At 69.9% G+C, this 18,764-nt stretch carries 13 protein-coding genes; 11 read left to right on the top strand and 2 right to left on the bottom strand.

The window, feature by feature from the left end; translation table 11 throughout:
- The first annotated feature begins 24 nt into the window (after window positions 1-24).
- From BMZ92_RS17010 to BMZ92_RS16960, 11 genes are all read left to right on the top strand, one after another.
- Window positions 25-1,953 (top strand): maleylacetate reductase and hydroxyquinol 1,2-dioxygenase domain-containing protein, encoded by a 1,929-nt coding sequence (locus BMZ92_RS17010; protein WP_091508534.1) that lies wholly within the window; start codon window positions 25-27, stop codon window positions 1,951-1,953.
- Window positions 1,950-3,668, top strand: coding sequence for an FAD-dependent oxidoreductase (locus tag BMZ92_RS17005; protein ID WP_091508531.1), 1,719 nt, complete (start codon window positions 1,950-1,952; stop codon window positions 3,666-3,668). Before BMZ92_RS17010 ends, BMZ92_RS17005 begins: the two co-directional genes overlap by 4 nt.
- Before the next feature lie 141 nt (window positions 3,669-3,809).
- Window positions 3,810-5,102 carry an MSMEG_0569 family flavin-dependent oxidoreductase gene (locus tag BMZ92_RS17000; protein WP_245783099.1) on the top strand — a complete coding sequence of 431 codons (1,293 nt, stop codon included), beginning with the start codon at window positions 3,810-3,812 and terminating at the stop codon, window positions 5,100-5,102.
- A gap of 759 nt (window positions 5,103-5,861) precedes the next feature.
- The gene (locus BMZ92_RS16995; RefSeq protein ID WP_177228738.1) at window positions 5,862-6,677 is read left to right on the top strand and encodes an amidohydrolase family protein; all 816 of its coding nucleotides are present in this window, start codon (window positions 5,862-5,864) and stop codon (window positions 6,675-6,677) included.
- 34 nt (window positions 6,678-6,711) lie between these two features.
- On the top strand, window positions 6,712-7,224 hold the full coding sequence (locus tag BMZ92_RS16990; RefSeq protein WP_091508525.1) for an MSMEG_0572/Sll0783 family nitrogen starvation response protein: 513 nt from the start codon (window positions 6,712-6,714) through the stop codon (window positions 7,222-7,224).
- A 105-nt stretch (window positions 7,225-7,329) separates the two neighbouring features.
- Entirely contained in the window at window positions 7,330-8,370 is a 1,041-nt protein-coding gene (locus BMZ92_RS16985; RefSeq protein WP_245783098.1) for an MSMEG_0568 family radical SAM protein, read from the top strand.
- A 1-nt stretch (window position 8,371) separates the two neighbouring features.
- Window positions 8,372-9,757, top strand: coding sequence for an MSMEG_0567/sll0787 family protein (locus BMZ92_RS16980; RefSeq protein ID WP_091508522.1), 1,386 nt, complete (start codon window positions 8,372-8,374; stop codon window positions 9,755-9,757).
- Window positions 9,754-10,611, top strand: coding sequence for a carbon-nitrogen hydrolase family protein (locus tag BMZ92_RS16975; protein ID WP_091508521.1), 858 nt, complete (start codon window positions 9,754-9,756; stop codon window positions 10,609-10,611). Before BMZ92_RS16980 ends, BMZ92_RS16975 begins: the two co-directional genes overlap by 4 nt.
- A 5-nt stretch (window positions 10,612-10,616) precedes the next feature.
- Complete coding sequence (locus BMZ92_RS16970; RefSeq protein WP_091508518.1) at window positions 10,617-11,456, top strand: carbon-nitrogen hydrolase family protein; 840 nt, start codon at window positions 10,617-10,619, stop codon at window positions 11,454-11,456.
- Between the two features lie 30 nt (window positions 11,457-11,486).
- Window positions 11,487-12,569, top strand: a complete 1,083-nt coding sequence (locus BMZ92_RS16965; protein ID WP_091508515.1) for an MSMEG_0565 family glycosyltransferase — start codon at window positions 11,487-11,489, stop codon at window positions 12,567-12,569.
- Between the two features lie 678 nt (window positions 12,570-13,247).
- On the top strand, window positions 13,248-14,594 hold the full coding sequence (locus BMZ92_RS16960) for a protein kinase domain-containing protein (protein ID WP_091508512.1): 1,347 nt from the start codon (window positions 13,248-13,250) through the stop codon (window positions 14,592-14,594).
- Window positions 14,595-15,201: 607 nt separating this feature from the next.
- Here the strand turns inward: BMZ92_RS16960 and glgB are convergent.
- Together glgB and BMZ92_RS16950 are read right to left on the bottom strand one after the other, a co-directional pair.
- On the bottom strand, window positions 15,202-17,373 hold the full coding sequence (gene glgB / locus BMZ92_RS16955; RefSeq protein ID WP_091508510.1) for a 1,4-alpha-glucan branching protein GlgB: 2,172 nt from the start codon (window positions 17,371-17,373) through the stop codon (window positions 15,202-15,204).
- A 3-nt stretch (window positions 17,374-17,376) separates the two neighbouring features.
- On the bottom strand, window positions 17,377-18,762 hold the full coding sequence (locus BMZ92_RS16950; protein WP_091508507.1) for a maltokinase N-terminal cap-like domain-containing protein: 1,386 nt from the start codon (window positions 18,760-18,762) through the stop codon (window positions 17,377-17,379).
- Window positions 18,763-18,764: the final 2 nt, after the last annotated feature.

The raw sequence follows: 18,764 nt of genomic DNA, 5'->3' as shown, positions 1-18,764 counted from the left end.
TTGGACCACAAGGGAGTGAGGGCGATGCGGAACTTCGGGTACTCGGCCCGGGCCGGCCGGGTGGTGTTCGGGCAGGCGAGCCAGGTCCGGGACGAGGTCGAGCGGCTGGGCGGGCGGCGCGTGCTGTTGTTGTCCAGCCGCTCGGCCGACGCCGGGGCGGTCCGGTCGGCGCTGGGCCCGCTGCTGGCGGCCGAGTTCGACGGGGCCGTGATGCACACGCCCGTCGAGGTGACCGAGCGGGCGCTGCAGGTGCTGAAGGAACACGGCGCGGACTGCCTCGTCGCGGTCGGCGGCGGCTCGGTCACCGGGCTGTCGAAGGCGCTCGCCGTGCGCACGGACCTGCCGCAGGTGATCCTGCCGACGACCTACGCGGGCTCGGAGGTCACGCCGGTGCTCGGCGAGACCGAGCACGGTCGCAAGACGACGCGTTCCTCCGACGCGATCCTGCCCGAGACGGTGCTTTACGGCGTCGAGCTGACCCGGTCGCTGCCCGTGCCGGTTTCGGTCACCAGCGCCGTCAACGCCATGGCCCACGCGGTCGAAGCGCTGTACTCGCCCGAGTCGAACCCCGTCGTGGACGGCATGGCGCTGGAGGCGATCCGCAAGATCGCGCGGTTCCTGCCCCGGCTGGCCGACGACCCCTCCGCGCTCGACGTCCGCGCCGAGCTGCTGGAAGCCGCGTGGCTGGGTGGGATGTGCCTGGCCGGGGTCGGCATGGGGCTGCACCACAAGCTGTGCCACACCCTCGGCGGCTCCTTCGACCTGCCCCATGCCGAGACGCACACTGTCATGCTGCCGCACGCGATGGCCTACAACGCGCCCGCTGCTGGGCAGGCGATGGCCAGGATCGCGGACGCCCTCGGCGCTGCCGACGCGCCCAGCGGGGTGTTCGACCTCGTGGTCCGGGTGGACGGTCCGACTTCGCTGCGCTCGCTGGGAATGGCGGAATCCGATCTCGCTCGTGCTGCCGAGCTGGCCACCGCCTCGCCGTATCCGAACCCGCGGGAGCTGACCCGTGACGGCATCGAGGAGCTGCTTCACGGGGCGTGGCGCGGCGAGCGTCCTGGCGGCGGGCGCACCGTGCCGGATCTCGGCTGGCTGACCGACCAGGTGGTCGCGAGCTTCGACCGGGCGCCGGACGCGCGGGTGCGGCAGCTGCTCACCGACCTCGTCCGGCACCTCCACTCCTACGTCACGCGCAACGACGTCACCCAGCCCGAATGGCAGTACGCCATCGAGTTCCTGACTCGCGCCGGGCACATCACCACGGACACGCGGCAGGAGTTCGTGCTGCTGTCGGACGTGCTGGGCGTCTCCAGCGCGGTCGACGTGCTGACGAACTCGCGCACGCCGGACACCACCGCCTCCGCGGTCCTCGGCCCGTTCTACGTCGAGGGGCCGCCCGCCGCCGAGCACGGCAGCGACATCGCGCAGGGCCTGCCCGGCACACCGCTGTGGGTCGACGTGTCCGTCACCGACACCCACGGCGAACCGGTCCCGGACGCGACGGTCGACGTGTGGCAGTCCAATGAGGACGGTTTCTACGACGTCCAGCTGCCCGACCTCGACGGCCCGGTCCTGCGCGCGAGGTTCACCACCGACGCCGGCGGCAGGTTGCGGTTCTGGTCGATCCTGCCCAGCGAGTACCCGATCCCCGACGACGGCCCGGTGGGGCAGATGCTGGCGGCGACGGGACGGCACCCGTGGCGGGCGCCGCACCTGCACTTCATGATCTTCAAGCCCGGGTACACACAGCTCATCACACAGTTGTTCGTGCGCGGCGGCCCGTACCTCGACACCGAGGGCGGCCGAGGTGACACGGTCTTCGGCGTCAAGGAGGATCTCGTCGTCGACTTCGCCCCGCAGCACGGCCCGGCGCCCGACGGCCGCCCGCTCGACGGCGAGTGGCGCAGGCTCGACTTCACGTTCAAGATCGCCCGGGAGATCCCATGACCTACGACACCGACGTCCTGGTCGTCGGCAGCGGCCCCGCCGGCGGGTCCGCCGCGCTGCTGCTCGCCACCTACGGCGTGCGGACGCTGCTCGTGAGCAAGTACGGCTGGGTGGCCAACACGCCCCGCGCGCACATCACGAACCAGCGGACGCTGGAGGTGCTGCGTGATCTCGGCGTGGAGCAGGAGGCGCTCGCGGCCGGCACCCCGCAGGAGCTGATGGGCGACACGGTGCTGTGCACGGCGCTCGCGGGGGAGGAGATCGGCCGGATCCGCACGTGGGGTACCGGCCCGGCGTCGCTGAGCGAGTACGCGACGGCCAGTCCGTGCGGCATGATCGACCTGCCGCAGACGTACCTGGAACCGATCCTGGTCAGCAACGCCGCGGCGCGGGGCGCGAAGGTCCGGTTCGACACGGAGTTCCTGTCCCTGGAACAGGACTCGGAAGGCGTGACAGCACGGTTGTTCGACCGGGTCCGCGGCGACGAGTACACGGTGCGCGCTCGCTACCTGATCGGTGCCGACGGTGGCCGGAGCCTGGTCGCGGAGCAGGCAGGCCTGCCGTTCGCGGGGCAGAGCGGCAAGGCGGGCAGCATGAACATCGTGTTCAAGGCCGACCTGTCGCAGTACGTGGCGCACCGGCCGAGCGTGCTGTACTGGGTGATGCGACCCGGCGCGCACCTGGGCGGCATCGGCATGGGGCTGGTGCGGATGGTGCGGCCGTGGCACGAATGGCTGCTGACGTGGGGCTACGACATCTCGCAGCCGCCACCGGAGGTCGACGACGCGGAGGCGACGCGGATCGTGCACGACCTGATCGGCGACCCGTCGATCCCGGTGGAGATCACGTCGACCTCGCTGTGGACGGTCAACCACAGCTACGCCACGGAGTATTCGGCCGGCCGGGTCTTCTGCGCGGGCGACGCCGTGCACCGGCACCCGCCGTCGAACGGCCTGGGCTCGAACACGTCCGTCCAGGACGCCTACAACCTGGCGTGGAAGCTGGCGATGGTGCTGCGCGGGGAAGCGGGTCCCGGCCTGCTCGACACGTACAGCGCGGAGCGGGCGCCGGTGGGCAAGCAGGTCGTCGACCGCGCGAACCTCAGCCGCGACCAGTTCGGCCCGATCTTCGAAGCGCTCGGCATCGCGGGCGGCACTGACGACGAGGGGATCGTCGCGGGTCTGGCGGCGTGCCGGGCGCCGGAGGGCGTCAAGCGGCGGCAGGCGCTCGACGAGGCGATCCAGCTGAAGAACTACGAGTTCAACGCGCACGGCGTCGAGCTGAACCAGCGTTACGCGTCGGCCGCGGTCCTCGACGACGGCGGTCCGGCGGAGGAGTGGGCGCGCGACCCGGAGCTGTACCACCAGCCCAGCACGCGTCCCGGCGCGAAGCTGCCCCATGCGTGGCTGGTGAACGAGCGCGGCGAGCGAGTGTCCACTCTGGACCTCGTGGGTGGCGGCCGGTTCACGCTCGTCACGGGTCTCGCGGGCGGAGCGTGGGAACCGGCGGTCCGTGACGCGGGGGTCGGGTTCGTCCGCATAGGCGCGGCGGAGGCCCGCGACGCGTACGGCGAGTGGGTCCGTGTGTCCGGCATGGCGGAGGAGGAGTGCCTCCTCGTCCGGCCCGACGGGTACATCGCGTGGCGTGGTCCGAAATCGGCGGACGGGCACACGGAGGAGTTGCGGAGAGCGCTTTCCCTTGTGCTGCAGCGGTAACAAAGCGGGCCGCGCGTAACACGCAGTTGTTCCGGATGAAACCGTTCGGCAATGGCTCCTGGCTGTACTGGTCGTCATCAGCGACGGTACTCGCGAGGAGGACGTTCGGTGTCTCATCCACTACATGGCCGTCATCACTCCGTGGTCGTGATCGGCGGTGGGCAGGCGGGGCTGTCGATGAGCCACTGCCTGCGGGGCCGCGGGATCGATCACGTGGTCCTCGAGCGGGACGAGATCGGCCACGAGTGGCGGGACCGGCGCTGGGACACGTTTTGTCTCGTGACGCCGAACTGGCAGTGTCAGTTGCCGGGTTTTCCTTACCGCGGACCGGATCCCGACGGTTTCATGGGGCGCGCCGAGATCGTCTCGTATGTGCGGGAGTACGCGAAGACGTTCGAGCTGCCGGTGATCGAGGGTGTGGAGGCGACGCGCCTGCGGTTGACGCCACACGGTTTCCTGGTCCGCACGTCGCAGGGGGACGTGACAGCGGAGCAGGTCGTGCTCGCGACGGGGCCGTACCAGGTGCCGCTGATCCCGAGGATGGCCGAGCGGCTGCCGGAGTCGTTGGTGCAGCTGCATTCCTCGCAGTACCGGAATCCGGACGGGTTGCCGCCGGGCGAGGTTCTGGTGGTCGGCACGGGCCAGTCGGGCTGCCAGATCGCGGAGGATCTGCACCTGGCGGGGCGTCGCGTGCACCTGGCGGTGGGCAGCGCGCCGCGGGTGGCGCGCCGGTACCGCGGCCGGGACGTGGTGGCGTGGCTGGACGAGATGGGCTATTACCGAAGGGGAATAGACGAATTCGCCGACGCGGATGCGGTGCGTTTCCGGGCCAACCACTACGTCACAGGCCGCGACGGTGGTCATGACATCGATTTGCGCGCCTTCGCCCGCGAGGGAATGCGCTTGTACGGCAGGCTTCGTGGTTTCTCGTCGGGCGCGTTCACTTTCGACCAGGACCTGCGCAAGAACCTGGACGCCGCGGACGCGGTGTCCGAGGGAATCAAGGACTCGATCGACGCGTACATCTCGTCGCACGGCATAGATGCCCCGTCGGAGGCCCGCTACGTCCCGGTGTGGCAGCCGTCTGTCGAGCCCACGGAGCTGGCCCTGTCGGGGATCACGTCGGTGGTCTGGTGCACAGGTTTCGGCCGGGACCACCGCTGGATAGACGTCCCCATCTTCGACGGCAGAGGCTACCCCACGCACGACAGAGGCGTGACGAGTTGTGAGGGCTTGTATTTCCTGGGTCTCCCGTGGCAGTACACGTGGGGCTCGGGCCGCTTCTGCGGCGTCGCCGCCGACGCGGAGTTCTTGGCAGGCCGGATCGAACTGCTCCACCGAGGCGGCCGAAGCTCAGAAGTCCGCTGGCTAGCGGGATCGCCACCCGGAACCTACGAAAGCGACGACTGGGTCGCCCCACGGACAGTCGCATGAGCGGCTGCTGTGGCCCGGTTGGGTCGGTTCGGGCTGCGCGGGACGCCCCCCGGGGCTTGGCTGGGCCGGTGCCGCTCGGTTGGTCGGCTGCGGTGGGCCGCCCCCCGGGCTTGGCTGGGCCGGTGCCGCTCGGCACGCCCCGGCGTTCGGCTGGGTTGGCGCGGCTCGGTTGGTCGGTTCGGGTGGGCCGCGCGGCATGCCCCGGTGCTCGGCGAGGTCGGCGCAGCGATGGGCCGCAGCACGCCCCGACGCTCGGCGAGGCTGGCGCCGCTCGGTTTGGCTGGGTGCCGCGGTGGGCCGCACGGCGCACCCAGGCGCTCGGCGAGGTCGGCGCGGCTCGGTTCGGTTGGGTGCCGCTCGGCCCGGCCGGGTCACGTGGGCTGCCCGGCTGTCCCGGCGCATCCTCTTGCACGGCTACCCGCCTGGCTCCGCAGGTGAACGCCCTGCAGGGAAGGCACGCACGCCGCCCCCAACCTGACAGGCACCGACACCCTCGCCCAATCCCTACTCGCCCCAGCCCCGGCTCCGGCCCCAGCCCCGGCCCCAGCCCCATCCCCATCCTCGGCGGATTCCGCGGTCTCCGCCGGACCGCCGTCTCGTCCTGACTCCTCCGGCAGCGCTACCTCGACCGTGTCACGTCGCCGACCCACCGCCACGTGAATCCGGGCCGTCCCCGCCGCGCCCCGCCACCCACCAACCGAAATACGCCACACCCCGACCGAACTTCACATCCCGGCTCCCGACCCTAGGAAATCGATCATGGTATTCGACGCGCATCGCCACCTCGGCGTGCTGCCGGCGTACCCGTTCTACGGCGGCCCCGCCGTCAACCCCGACACGAAAGCCCGGGCGACGATCGCCGAACTGATCGCCGACCTCGACGCCGAAGGCACCGAACGCGCGCTCGTCATCCCCAACTACGGCGTGCCGAGCCCCGGAGTTTCGTTCGCCTTCAACGAGTTGTGCGTCGAAGCGGCCCAGACCGACGACCGGATCCGTGCCGCGCTGTGGGTTTCACCGCTGCCGAGCGACTTGGAACGCACGGAGGCCGCGCTCGCACTGGCGGCGGAGCAGGGGGTTAAGGCGCTCAAACTCAGCTTCCTGCTCGGTGGCCGCGCGAGCGACCCGAGCTGCCGACCGATGCTCGACCGGATCTTTGCCGTCGCCCGCGAGCGTGATCTGGTGGTGCACGTGCACACGTCGCCGGGTGCTGCGTCCGACATCGACGAGGTCGGCAACCTCGTCGAGTGGTACGGGGATCACGTCGCCGTTCACCTGGTGCACTTCGGCGGCGGTATGAGCGGTCACATCAAGCTCGCCGGTTCCCGGTTCTTCGACTGGATCGAAGCGGGAAAGCGGGTCTACACGGACTTGTCGTGGGCCATCGGGTTCGCGCCCCGATGGCTGGCGGAAGAGGTTTCCCGGCGCGGCATCGGTCACGACCGGATCCTCTTCGCGAGCGACGAGCCCTGGGGCGACCGGGAAGGGGAGTACGCCCGCATGCGGGCGGCCACCGGTGACGGTGAGCTCTCCGGACTGGTGTTCCGGGAGAACTTCGAAAAACTCTACGGCTGATCACGAAGAAATCGAAGGAACAAAAGGAGCTGGTATGCCCGAGCTGACCGACCTGGAGCAGAAGAGCCTCGAAGAGGTTCCGCACCCCTCCCTCCCCGAAGGATCTAGCCTGTACGGCGGGACGAAGGTTTTTCCCGACTACAAGGCGGAAAACGGCGAGAGCTACTTCACCCTCGTGCACGGTATCGCCCACGAGTCGTCGGTGAGTTTCGTGGCGATCCTGCAGGCGACCCGAGCGCTGCGCAAGGGATTCGAGACCGCGATCTACTTCTACGGCCCGGGATCGCTGAACTGCCTGGCAACGCGTGGTTTCCCGACGACCGGAAACGCGGCCTTCCCCGGTGAGATGAACATCAACGATCAGCTCAAGACGTTCATCGCCGAAGGCGGCAAGGTGTACTGCTGCCGGTTCGGGCTGTCGCTGCACGGCGCCCGGGAGGAGGACCTGATCGAGGGCGTCATCCCCACGCACCCGCTGGACGTGCAGGACGCCTTGATCCATTACGCCCGCAAGGGCGCCGTCATCAACTCGACCTACATGTTCTAGGAGGCCGCAGTGCGCGTTGGCACCGAAGGCGAACCGGCCATGCCGTCATCCCCTGTCGTCGGCGAAGACGCTCGACACCCAGGCCCGGACCTGGACCCCGTCCGGGTGAGGGTGGACCTCGCGGTGCGGGGCGTCCGCTGGGACGCGCCCGTGCAGCGCAGCAAGGGCGCGGGCCCGAGCGACGACGGTCACCTGCTCGTCGACGGTGCCAACGCTGCGCTGCCCCTCAACCCCGCGAGCCCGTACACCCTCCGCGGCGGACGGGTCTATGAAGGCCGCATCGATCTCGGGTTGTCCGTGGAACCGGTGGCCCGCCCGAAGTTCTACGACCTGACCACGGCCGACGGCGTGCCCTACCGCAAGATCGCGCTGCTGCACGGACGAGACGTCCTCGCGACCACGGTCGTGCAGACCTGCATCCGCTATGCCGAGGACCAGCGTTGCCGGTTCTGCACGATCGAGGAGTCGCTGCACGCGGGCTCGACCATCGCCGCGAAAACCCCCGCGCAGCTGGCCGAGGTCGCGGAGGCGGCCGTCCGGCTCGACGGCGTCCGGCAGATGGTCATGACCACCGGCACCACCGCGGGACCCGACCGCGGTGCCCGGCATCTCGTTCGCTGTGTGCGGGCGGTGCTCGCCGCGGTGCCCGGTCTGCCGATCCAGGTGCAGATCGAACCGCCGGGAGACCTCGCAGTACTCACCGAGCTGCGAGAAGCCGGTGCGACCTCTATCGGCATCCACGTGGAGTCCTTGGACGACGACGTACGCCGGCGCTGGATGCCGGGCAAGTCCACGGTCCCGATGAGCGAGTACGAAGCGGCCTGGGACGAGGCCGTGCGCGTGTTCGGTCGGAATCGAGTGTCGACGTACCTCCTTGTCGGTTTGGGTGAGAACCCGGACGAACTCGTCGCCGGGGCGGCAGGGTTGATCGAGCGTGGCGTCTATCCGTTCGTCGTGCCCATGCGTCCGATGGCGGGCACCCTCGCCCGCCGGGACGGTGCCAAGGCGCCGTCACCTGCCCTGGTCCGTGACGTCACCGAGCGCGTCGCGGCCCTGCTCCGGGCAGCCGGCATGAAGGGCTCGGACCAGGAAGCCGGCTGTGCCGCCTGCGGCGCGTGCGGTGCCTTGAGCACGGCAGGAGGCTGACATGCGCGACGTTCTGGCCATCCTCGGCGATCCCGTCAGCCTCGAACGCCAGCCCGCCTTCCACATCGAGCAGGCGGCGGACGCGGTGACCATTGCGGCGTACCACGCCCTGCGCCGCCAGGTGTTCGTCGAGGAACAGGGCCTGTTCGAGGACCACGACCTCGACGAGCACGACGAGGACCCACGCACCGTCGTCCTCGTCGCCCGTGACCGGGAGGGCGCCGTCATCGGCGGCGTCCGGCTCGGCCCCGCGCAGCTTGACGGCCCGGATCTCGGCTGGTGGTACGGCGGCCGCCTGGTCGTCGCACCGGCCAGCCGCGGCAGCGTCGGCCCTGCCCTCGTCCGTGCCGCCTGTGCCCGTGCCGAGGACGCCGGGGTGTTGCGCTTCGAAGCGACCGTGCAGCTTCGCAACGAACCGCTGTTCACCCGGCTCGGCTGGCGTGCCGTTCGACGCGTCACGGTCGCCGGCGCACCGCACGTCCTCATGCGGTGGCCCGTCGGCCGCATCCAGGCCCTGGCCGACGCCACCAAGCGTGACCTCGGCCCGCTGCTCACCGGACTCACCGGCGTCCCCGGCTTCGTCGGTGATGACGGGGTCCCCGTGCCTGGCAGCGACCTCGTCGCCGCGTGCGATGCGATCGTCCCGTCGATGGTCGAACGCGATCCGGAGTGGGCCGGATGGTGCTCGGTGCTGGTCAACGTCAACGACCTCGCGGCCATGGGCGCGGAACCCGTCGGCCTGCTCGACGCGCTAGGCGCCCGTGACAGGTCCTTCGCAAGCCGGGTACTCACCGGACTGCGCCGGGCCAGCGACGCCTACGGAGTTCCCGTGCTCGGAGGCCACACCCAGTTCGGGGTCCCCGCGGCCCTGTCCGTCACCGCCCTGGGCCGCACGGTTCACCCGGTGCCTGGGGGAGGCGGCCGTCCCGGGCACGAGGTGCGTCTCACCGCCGACCTGGACGGCCGGTGGCGCCCGGGATACGCCGGACGACAGTGGGACTCGAGCAGCTTCCGCCGCACGCCGGAGCTGCGCGCCATGCTCGGCGCCGTTAGCCGAGCCCGTCCAGCGGCGGCGAAGGACGTGTCGATGGCGGGCGTTGCCGGGACGCTCGGCATGCTCGCCGAAGCCAGCGGCTGCGGTGCCGAGCTCGACCTGGCACGGATACCGAGGCCGAACGGGACGAGTATGGGCGATTGGCTCACCTGCTTTCCGGGGTTCGCGATGCTGACGACGGACGAACCGGGCGCCGGCGCGCTCGACGCCGGCCCCGCAGCGTCCGTCCCATGTGGACGGTTGATCCCTGGCCGAGGCGTGGCGCTGTGCTGGCCGGACGGGGAACGTACGGAAGTGCTCACCGGGGGCGTGACTGGATTGGGAAGGGCATGACGACCTTGCGCATGGCCGCTGTGGCGGCTCCTTTCGATCGGGACTTGGACGAGGACTTCGCGCGGATCCGCCATCTCGTCGAGAAGGCTCGCGCCGAGGGCGTCGGCCTGCTTGCCCTGCCCGAGGCTTGCCTGGGTGGCTACCTCGCCAACCTCGACGGCGGTGCCGAGGGACCACCACCCCTGCGTCTCGACGGCCCCGAGATCGAACGCCTCCGCAAGCTGGCCGGTGACATGGTGGTGGTGGCCGGGTACTGCGAGGACTCGGGTGACCGCCTCTACAACAGCGCCGTGTGCGTGCACGGAGACGGAGTGCTCGGCAACCACCGCAAGGTGCACCAGCCGCTGTCGGAGGACGCCAGCTATGGTGCGGGCCAGTCGTTCGCCGCCTTCGACACACCGGTCGGCCGCCTCGGCACCATGATCTGCTACGACAAGGCGTTTCCCGAGTCCGCGCGTGCCCTCGCGCTCGACGGCGCCGAGATCGGGGTGTGCATCTCGGCTTGGCCGGGCAGCCGTACGAATCCTGCCGCGGATCTCGCGCAGGACCGGTGGAAACGCCGGTTCGACCTGTTCGACCGGGCCAGGGCGCTCGAAAACCAGATCGTGTGGCTTTCGGCGAACCAGTCCGGCACCTTCGGCTCGCTCAGGTTCGTGGCCAGTGCGAAGGTGGTCGACCCTGGTGGCGAAATTCTGTCCGACACGGGCGTCGCCGAGGGCATGGCCGTGACCGAACTGGACGTCAAGGAGGCACTGGAGACCGCCCGGCGTTCGATGGGCCACCTACGGGACCGCAGGCCAGAGGCCTATCCCGGGCTGGGCGTCGAGGAAGAATTCGCCGGGACGAGATACTAGGGCTCATGGGCCTCATCCGGATCGGTGCGGTGGCCGCGCATTTCGGCCGCGACCTGGACTTCGACCTGCAGCGCATCGCGACGCTGATCGAGCACGCCCGCAGTTCCGGCGTCTCGTTGCTGGTCCTGCCGGACGCGGCGCTGGGTGGGTACCTCGCCGATCTGCGGCATCCCGACCCGGAGGCTCTGCCGCCGGCGCTCGAAATCGAGGGACCGGAGATCGCGAAAGTCGCCGCACTGGCCGCTGAAATGGTGGTGTGTCTCGGGTTCTGCGAGGCGGAGGGCGAGTCGAGGTACAACTCCGCGGTCTGCGTCACCGGTGACGGAGTACTGGGCCGGCACCGGAAGGTGCACCAGCCGGCGGGCGAATCGGCCGCGTACGCGCCGGGCGAGCGCTTCGCCGCGTTCGACACCCCGATCGGCCGTCTGGGGATGCTCATCGACTACGACAAGACGTTCCCCGAGTCGGCCCGCACGTTGGCCATCGACGGTGCCGAAGTACTCGCCTGCCTGTCGGCCTGGCCGACCAGCATCACCAACCGCGCGCCGCGCATGGCGCAGGACCGGCAGTCCCGGCTGTTCGACCTGTACGACCAGGCGAGGGCTGCCGAGAACCAGGTGGTGCTGGCCTCTTCGAACCAGACCGGCGCCATGGGCGGGATGCGGTTCCTCGGCCAGGCGAAGGTGGTCGGGCCCGGCGGTGACATCCTCGCGCGGACCTGGGCGAAGGCGGGGATCGCGGTGGCCGAACTCGACGTCCAGGCCGAGATCGCCACGGCCCGCCGCGTTCTCAAGCACCTGGATGAGCGCAAGCCAGAGGTTTACGTGGGAGCCCGGCGGAGTTGACTGCCGGCGCTTCCGGAACGAGGGAACGGCATGAGGATTGCCCTGCTGAGCTACTCGACGAAACCGCGCGGGGGAGTGGTGCACACGCTCGCGCTCGCCGAGGCACTCGCGGCGGAGGGGCAGGACGTCACGGTCTGGACGCTGGGCCGCGGTGGGGACAGCGGCTTCTTCCGACCTGTCGACCCGGCGGTGACAGTGCGCGTCGTGCCGTTTCCGGACGTGGACGGTGAGGGAGTGGGCCCTCGCATCCTTCGCTCGATCGACGCGCTTCGCGACGCCTTCGACCCCGCGGGCTATGACATCGTGCACGCCCAGGACTGCATCAGCGCGAACGCGGTGGACCGGTGTGTTCGCACGGTGCACCACATCGACCACTTCACGACACCGGAGCTGGCCGCCTGCCATGAACGGGCGATCGTTCGTCCCTACGCTCACGTGTGCGTGTCGGCGGCCGTGGCCGATGAACTGGCCACCGGCTGGGGTATCAAGGCCACGGTGATCCCCAACGGTGTGGAAGCAGGACGATTCGCTGCCGCCGCCTCTCCCGAGTCGGCCCCCGCTCGGCAGCGGTGGCGGGAGCGCCTGGGCCGGTATGTGCTCTCGGTGGGCGGTATCGAGCCCCGAAAGGGCTCGCTCGAGCTGCTGGAAGCCTTTGCCCGCCTTGCCGAGCCGGACGTGCGGTTGGTGATCGCGGGCGGCGAGACGCTGTTCGACTACCGCGACTACCGCACGCGGTGGGAGCAGCGCGCGGCGGAGCTGGGCGTGTCGCCGGTCGTACTGGGACCTGTGGCTCATGACGAGCTTCCTTTCCTGGTGGCAGCTGCGGGAGTGTTCGCCTTCCCGTCGATCAAGGAGGGTTTCGGCCTGGCGGCGATGGAAGCCGTCGCGGCCGGAGTCCCCCTGGTGACGAGCGATCTTCCGGTGATGCGTGAGGTTTTCGGTGGTGTGGCGGGCTTCGGGTCCGATGCGGCGGGTTTGGCGCGTGAGCTGGCGCGGGCACTCGCAGAACCGGACCCGGCGCGGAAGGCGGCGGGTGAAGCCCTGGCCGCCCGCTACACGTGGAGTGCGGCGGCGCGGTCGCATATCAAGCTGTACCACTCGCTGACGTTCTGAGCGCAACCTCTTTCAACCTATCTGGTGAACGTTTCCGGAAACCCCCGTTTTTGTCGGTGGTCGCATCCATAGTGGTGTCAATCGCGAAACGAGGGGGATAATCATGATCGAGTCCATAGTGGACGGTTTGCTTGAGCCGTGCCGGAAGTTGCTTGGTGGCAGCGTTTTCCGGCTGCTTCTTCGACGTGCTCCCGCCTTGATCGAACGCCTAGGCGAAACGGCGCTGGAGGTCGTGGCGTCGGGACGCTGCAGCGATTCCCGCAAGCTGCGGGCAGGCTTTGAAGGGGAAGCGCGTGGACATGCTGACGGGCGGCAGGCACGGTCCCGGCTCGCGCCGTCGGGCTGGGCCCTGTGGAGGGCGCGCGTGGAGATGCCGGTACTCGTCGCCGGGCCTCCTGCGTTGCCGGCGAGCGACGGCGGCCGACTGCGAGCCGGCGACAGCGAACAGGCATACGCCTTCGGCCGTGTCCGTTGTGCGTGTGCGGTTCGGCCACGATCCCCGCCGCGCCGGTCCGGCTGAGGACAGCGGGATGGGCACAAGTGGCACAACGAGCGGCCAGTAGTGGGGCCGAGGAGGAGAAGGAAGACGAGGTGAGCGAGGAAGCCCGATGACGGTTCACGTTCTCTGAACGGTGGATACCTAGAATGACCGTTCGGAACCGTGGGACCGGAGGAGACGTGACCGCCGAAGGCGAGTTGATCGCAGGACGGTACCGGCTGGTGTCCCGGATCGGCCGTGGCTCGATGGGTGTGGTGTGGCAGGCGCGGGACGAGCGCCTCGACCGGACCGTCGCTGTGAAGCAGCTGGTGCTTGACGAGACTGTCGATGCGGAGACCGCGGAGCAGGCGGTACGCCGGGCGATTCGGGAAGGCCGGGTTGCGGCGAGGTTGCGGCACCCGCACGCCATCACCGTGCACGACGTGGTCGAACACGACGGAAAACCGTGCCTGGTGCTGGAGTACTTGCCGTCGCGAAGCTTGGCCGCGCTCAGCGCCGAGCGAGGGCCTTTGGAGCCCGCCTATGTGGCGGGTATCGGGAGGCAAGTGGCGTCGGCTCTCGCCGCGGCCCACGTCGAGGGGATCGTGCACCGGGACGTCACGCCGGGGAACGTGCTCATCACTCCAGACGGCACGGCGAAGCTGGCCGACTTCGGGATTTCACGCGCTGTCGGCGAAGGCACGGTCACGGGTGGTGGGGTCATAGCCGGGACTCCCGCGTTCCTCGCGCCGGAGGTCGCGGGCGGTGGTGAGGCGGTGTTCGCGTCGGACGTCTTCTCGCTCGGCGCGACCCTGTACTTCGCGGTCGAAGGAGCACCACCGTTCGGGCGCGACGAGAACCCGTACGCGTTGTTGCAGCGCGCGGCGCGGGGTGAGGTGGTGCCACCACGGCAGGCGGGGCCACTGACGGATGTGCTGAGCCGGATGCTGCGGTCTGAGCCGCACGAGCGGCCGAGGATGGAGGAGGTGGAAGAGGCGCTGAACGCGGTCGCGGAGGGCAGGCCTGCTCCGCCGCCCCGAGATCCGACCTTGCTGTTGCCCGCGCGGCGAAAACCGTCACGGCGACTGGTCTTCGCAGGAGTAGGTGCCGTGGCGCTGCTAGGGATAGGCGGGGTTGTCGGCAGCTTGCTCAGAGGGGGAGATGATACGACTGCGGCATCGGGACAACCTGTTTCCGCTGTGCCACCACCGGCGCCAGCCAGTACTTCGCCCACGCCCGATTCCGGCTGTGTCGCGGACTACCGGGTCACGAACTCCTGGCCGAACGGGTACCAGGTCGAGGTGACCGTTCGCGCTGACGGTGGTCGCGGGTTGACCGGCTGGGCCGTGCGCTGGCAATTGCCTTCGGGCGAGAGCATCAACAACCTGTGGAACGGCACGCTGGTCCGTGAGGGCGGCGCGGTGACGGTGACGAACGCGAGCTACAACGCGGTCGTTTCGCCGAACGGCACCACCTCGTTCGGGTTCGTCGCGGCGATGTCCGGAAGTGCGCCGGGGCGACCCACGGTTTCGTGCGACGCGTCCTGAGGTAGTTGCGGCATCGTCGGTGGCGGTGGCGGTGGCCCGGGATTGCCCTGGGCGGAATGTGATCTCGCGGCGCTATCGGTCGCGCGGCTACGTGCCGGGATGAGCGGGTTGCGGCATGGCGGCTTTCCAGCATTTCCGGCAGGGGGCGGGCATGCCAGTTGGGTGGGGCGGGCGAGTTGTTAGCGGCCGCAGCCCGGCTGCTGCCGACCACCGCGGGGCGGCCGCAGGAGGACTGGCTGCGACCATCGCGGGGCCGCCAGGGCTCCCTGGCGGTGATCGGTGTGCGGTGCGCAGAGGACCTCGAGCCGCGACCACCGCCGAGTGGCCGTAGGAGGCCTGCCCACGACCCCCGCGAGGCGGCAGCGACTCCGGAGCGACCCGGAAACCCCTGCCCGCGACCGACCCCCGCGGCGGCAACTCCAGCGTGGCCAGGAAACCCCCGCCCGCGACCAACCCCCTGCGGCAGCGACTCCGGAGCGAACCGAAAATCCCTGCCCCGGATGACTCCGGCGTGGCCAGGAAACCCGGGCCCGGGGTCACTCCGGGGCGAGCCAGAGAACCCCCCTCCCCGGGGTCACTCCGGCGTGACCCGAGAACCCCTCCCGGATCACTCCGGCGTGAGCCAGAGAACCCCCGCCGGGGGGAGCTGCAGCACCGCGGACGCGGGCATGCCGTGCCACGGCTCCTCCGCCGCTTCGACTGTGCCGTAGTTGCCCACGCCGGAACCGCCATACGTCTCGGCGTCTGTGTTCACCAGCTCGCGCCAGCGGCCTGCTTTGGGCAGGCCTACGCGGTAGTCGTGGTGGGGCATGCCCGCGAAGTTGGCCACGCAGGCCAGCTGTGAACCATCCTCACCGATGCGGAGGAAGCTCACGACATTGTTGTTCGCGTCGTTGGCGTCGATCCACTGGAAGCCTTCCGGCTTCGTGTCCGTGCTGTACAGGGCCGGCGTCTGACGGTAAACCCCGTTCAGATCCGCCAGGAGCCGCCGGACGCCGGCGTGCAGGGGCTGGTCCAGCAGGTACCAGTCCAGCGAACGCTCCTCCGACCACTCCTGCTCCTGCCCGAACTCCCCGCCCATGAACAACAACTGCTTCCCCGGATGCGCCCACATGAACGCCAGCAACGAACGCACGCCCGCCGCCTTGTTCCAGTCATCACCCGGCATGCGGCCCCACAGCGAACCCTTGCCGTGCACCACCTCGTCATGCGACAACGGCAGCACGAAATTCTCGCTCCAGGCGTACACCAATGAAAACGTCATCTCGTTGTGGTGGTACATGCGGTGCACCGGATCGTGCTGCAAATAGTGCAGCGTGTCGTGCATCCAGCCCATGTTCCACTTGAACCCGAACCCGAGCCCACCCAGGTGGGTCGGCCTCGACACGCCCGGCCAGGCCGTCGACTCCTCCGCCACCATCACGGCACCCGGGTGTCGCTTGTAGACAGTCGCGTTCAGCTCCTGCAGGAACCGCACCGCGTCGAGGTTCTCCCGGCCCCCGTACTCGTTCGGCACCCACTGGCCCTCCGGCCGCGAGTAGTCCAGGTACAACATCGACGCCACCGCGTCCACGCGCAGCCCGTCGAGGTGGAACTCCTCCAGCCAGTACAGCGCGTTGGCCACCAGGAAGTTCCGCACCTCGTTGCGCCCGAAGTCGAACACGTACGTGCCCCAGTCCGGCTGCTCACCCCTCCGGGGATCCGCGTGCTCGTACAACGGCGTCCCGTCGAACCGCGCCAGTGCCCAGCTGTCCTTCGGGAAATGCGCCGGCACCCAGTCCACCAGCACACCGATCCCGCGCTGGTGCAACCTGTCCACGAAATACCGGAAATCGTCCGGCGAACCGAACCGGGCCGTCGGCGCGTAGTACGACGTAACCTGGTAACCCCACGAACCACCGAACGGGTGCTCCGCGATCGGCAGCAACTCGACGTGCGTGAAACCCGTCTCCTCGACGTAGTCCGCCAGCTCATCCGCCAGCTCGCGGTACCCCAGCCCCTGCCGCCACGAACCCAGGTGCACCTCGTAGATGCTCATCGGCGCGTTCGCCCAGTTCGTCGCCGCCCGCTGGGCCAGCCACTCGTCGTCACCCCACTCGTACGACGACTCGGCCACGACCGACGCGGTCTTCGGCGGGCGCTCCGTCGCGAACGCCAGCGGATCCGCCTTCTCGTGCCAGTGCCCGTCCGCGCCCAGGATCCGGTACTTGTAACAGATCCCCGCCCCGAGCCCCGGGACGAAGATCTCCCACACACCGGACGACCCCAGCGAACGCATCATGTGCGCCCGCCCGTCCCAGCCGTTGAAATCACCGATCACGCGCACCCCGCGCGCGGTCGGCGCCCACACCGCGAACGACACGCCCTCGACGGTCCCGTGCGGCGTGTCGTACCGGCGCACGTGCGCACCCAGCACATCCCACAGCCGCTCGTGCCTGCCCTCGCCGATCAGGTGGCGATCCAGCTCGCCGACGGTGGGCAGCCAACGGTACGGATCGTCGATCTCCACGACGTGCCCGTCGAAATCGACCTCCAGGCGGTAGTCACCGGGGTTCTCCGGCACCGTGCCGGAGAACAGGCCGTCCACCACCCGCGTCAGCTCGAACTTGTGGTCGGCCGCCACCACGGTCACGGCTCGCGCGTGCGGCTGCAACGCGCGCACCACCACCTCGTCCCCGACCGTGTGCACGCCGAGGACCGAATGCGGATCGTGGTGCGATCCGTCCAGCAGCCGGTCGATGTCCGCGGGGGCCGGGGCGCCGGCGGGCAGTTCGGTCACGGGTTACTCGCCTCCTGAGCTGATCCGGGCGATCGACGCGAGCGGCACGCCGAGCCATTCCGGCCGGTTCGCGTGTTCGTAGGCGACCTCGTAGACCGCCTTGTCCAGTTCCAGCGCGCGCAGCAGATCGCCGTGCGAGCGGGGGTCGCCGAGGGAATCCGCGGCGGCTTTCGCGTAGCCCTCGCAGAACGCCGCGCGGTTGCGCCGCGCCCACTCCAGGGCCCGTTCGGTGAGCTTCGGGTCCTCGCCCTGCTCACCCAGCAGCATCTGGTGCGCGGCGTAGTCGAAAGACCGCAGCATGCCCGCCACGTCACGCAACGGCGAGCGCAACGCCGACCGCTCCGCGAGCGTCGCCGCGGGCTCGCCCTCGAAGTCGAGCAGCAGCCAGCCGGTCACGGTGCGGAGCACCTGGCCCAGGTGCAGGTCGCCGTGGATGAACTGCATGGGGACCGGGGCGTCGAGCTCACGCAGCCTGTCGAAGGCGGCACGCAACGCCGGGGCGTGCTCGGCCAGCTGCGGCACAGCGGCCACCACCGTGTCGAGCCTGCTGTGCATCGCCTTGACCACGCGGTCGATGTGCTCGGCGTCGGCCACCTGCTCGCCCAGCGCGCGGCGCAGGTCGTTGTGGACGTTCGCGACGGCCTGCCCCAGCCGCTGCGACTCGCCCGCGAAATCGCCACCCACCTGGTCCGGCGGCAGCTCCGGGTCGGCCATCAGGTCCCGGACGCTCGTGGTCGCCATCGCCCAGCCGTCCACCGCGTCGGAGATGAACCGCTGCAGCATGCCCAGCGTGGCGGGCTCGCCGTGCAGGTCACCGGTGATGCTGCCCAGCAGGGGCGCGATGTGCTCGCACCCCTGCTCCTGCAACGCGCGGTGCAGCCGCAGGTCCGGGTTCTCGCCCGGCGCGACCTTGCGGAACAGCTTGAGGATGTAGGTGCCGCCGTAGACCAGCGACGTGTTGCTCTGTTCGGAGGTGATGGGGCGGCCCCGCAATCCGCCCCGCACCTCGGCGCCCGGCTCGTGGCGGAACTGCATCGACCCCACGTCCGCCCCCTCGGCGATGAGGTCGAGCAGCCGCCCCGTGACGTCCGCGTCGCCCGTCGCCTCGTAGCAGGGCCGGCCGCGCTCGGTGCCGATCCAGCTGGACCCCAGGTACTCCGGCAGCTTCTCCCTGCTCGCCACCAGCAGCTGGTACGGGGTGACCCGGTCGTCCTGCCGCACCTCGACGATCATGTGCAGCAGCAGGGGATCGCCTTCCTGCAGCACGGTCGTGCCCAGCGGGTGCACCGACGAAATCGGCCGGTCCTTGCCGCCGAACCACCGCTGCCCGGGCAGCCACGTCGGGAGTTCGCTCACCAGGGGGTCGATCAGTTCAGCCGGATCGCTCACCG

The sequence above is a fragment of the Amycolatopsis sacchari genome (genome assembly GCF_900114035.1).
In the GTDB taxonomy this organism is placed as follows: domain Bacteria; phylum Actinomycetota; class Actinomycetes; order Mycobacteriales; family Pseudonocardiaceae; genus Amycolatopsis_E; species Amycolatopsis_E sacchari.
Note: the sequence above shows the minus strand (reverse complement) of the source record. Positions and strands in the feature narration are given on the sequence as shown.

Coding starts and splice junctions, on each gene's coding strand:
- BMZ92_RS17010 (WP_091508534.1), top strand. CDS start 25: ATGCGGAACTTCGGGTACTCGGCCCGGGCCGGCCGGGTGGTGTTCGGG.
- BMZ92_RS17005 (WP_091508531.1), top strand. CDS start 1,950: ATGACCTACGACACCGACGTCCTGGTCGTCGGCAGCGGCCCCGCCGGC.
- BMZ92_RS16995 (WP_177228738.1), top strand. CDS start 5,862: ATGGTATTCGACGCGCATCGCCACCTCGGCGTGCTGCCGGCGTACCCG.
- BMZ92_RS16990 (WP_091508525.1), top strand. CDS start 6,712: ATGCCCGAGCTGACCGACCTGGAGCAGAAGAGCCTCGAAGAGGTTCCG.
- BMZ92_RS16980 (WP_091508522.1), top strand. CDS start 8,372: ATGCGCGACGTTCTGGCCATCCTCGGCGATCCCGTCAGCCTCGAACGC.
- BMZ92_RS16975 (WP_091508521.1), top strand. CDS start 9,754: ATGACGACCTTGCGCATGGCCGCTGTGGCGGCTCCTTTCGATCGGGAC.
- BMZ92_RS16970 (WP_091508518.1), top strand. CDS start 10,617: ATGGGCCTCATCCGGATCGGTGCGGTGGCCGCGCATTTCGGCCGCGAC.
- BMZ92_RS16965 (WP_091508515.1), top strand. CDS start 11,487: ATGAGGATTGCCCTGCTGAGCTACTCGACGAAACCGCGCGGGGGAGTG.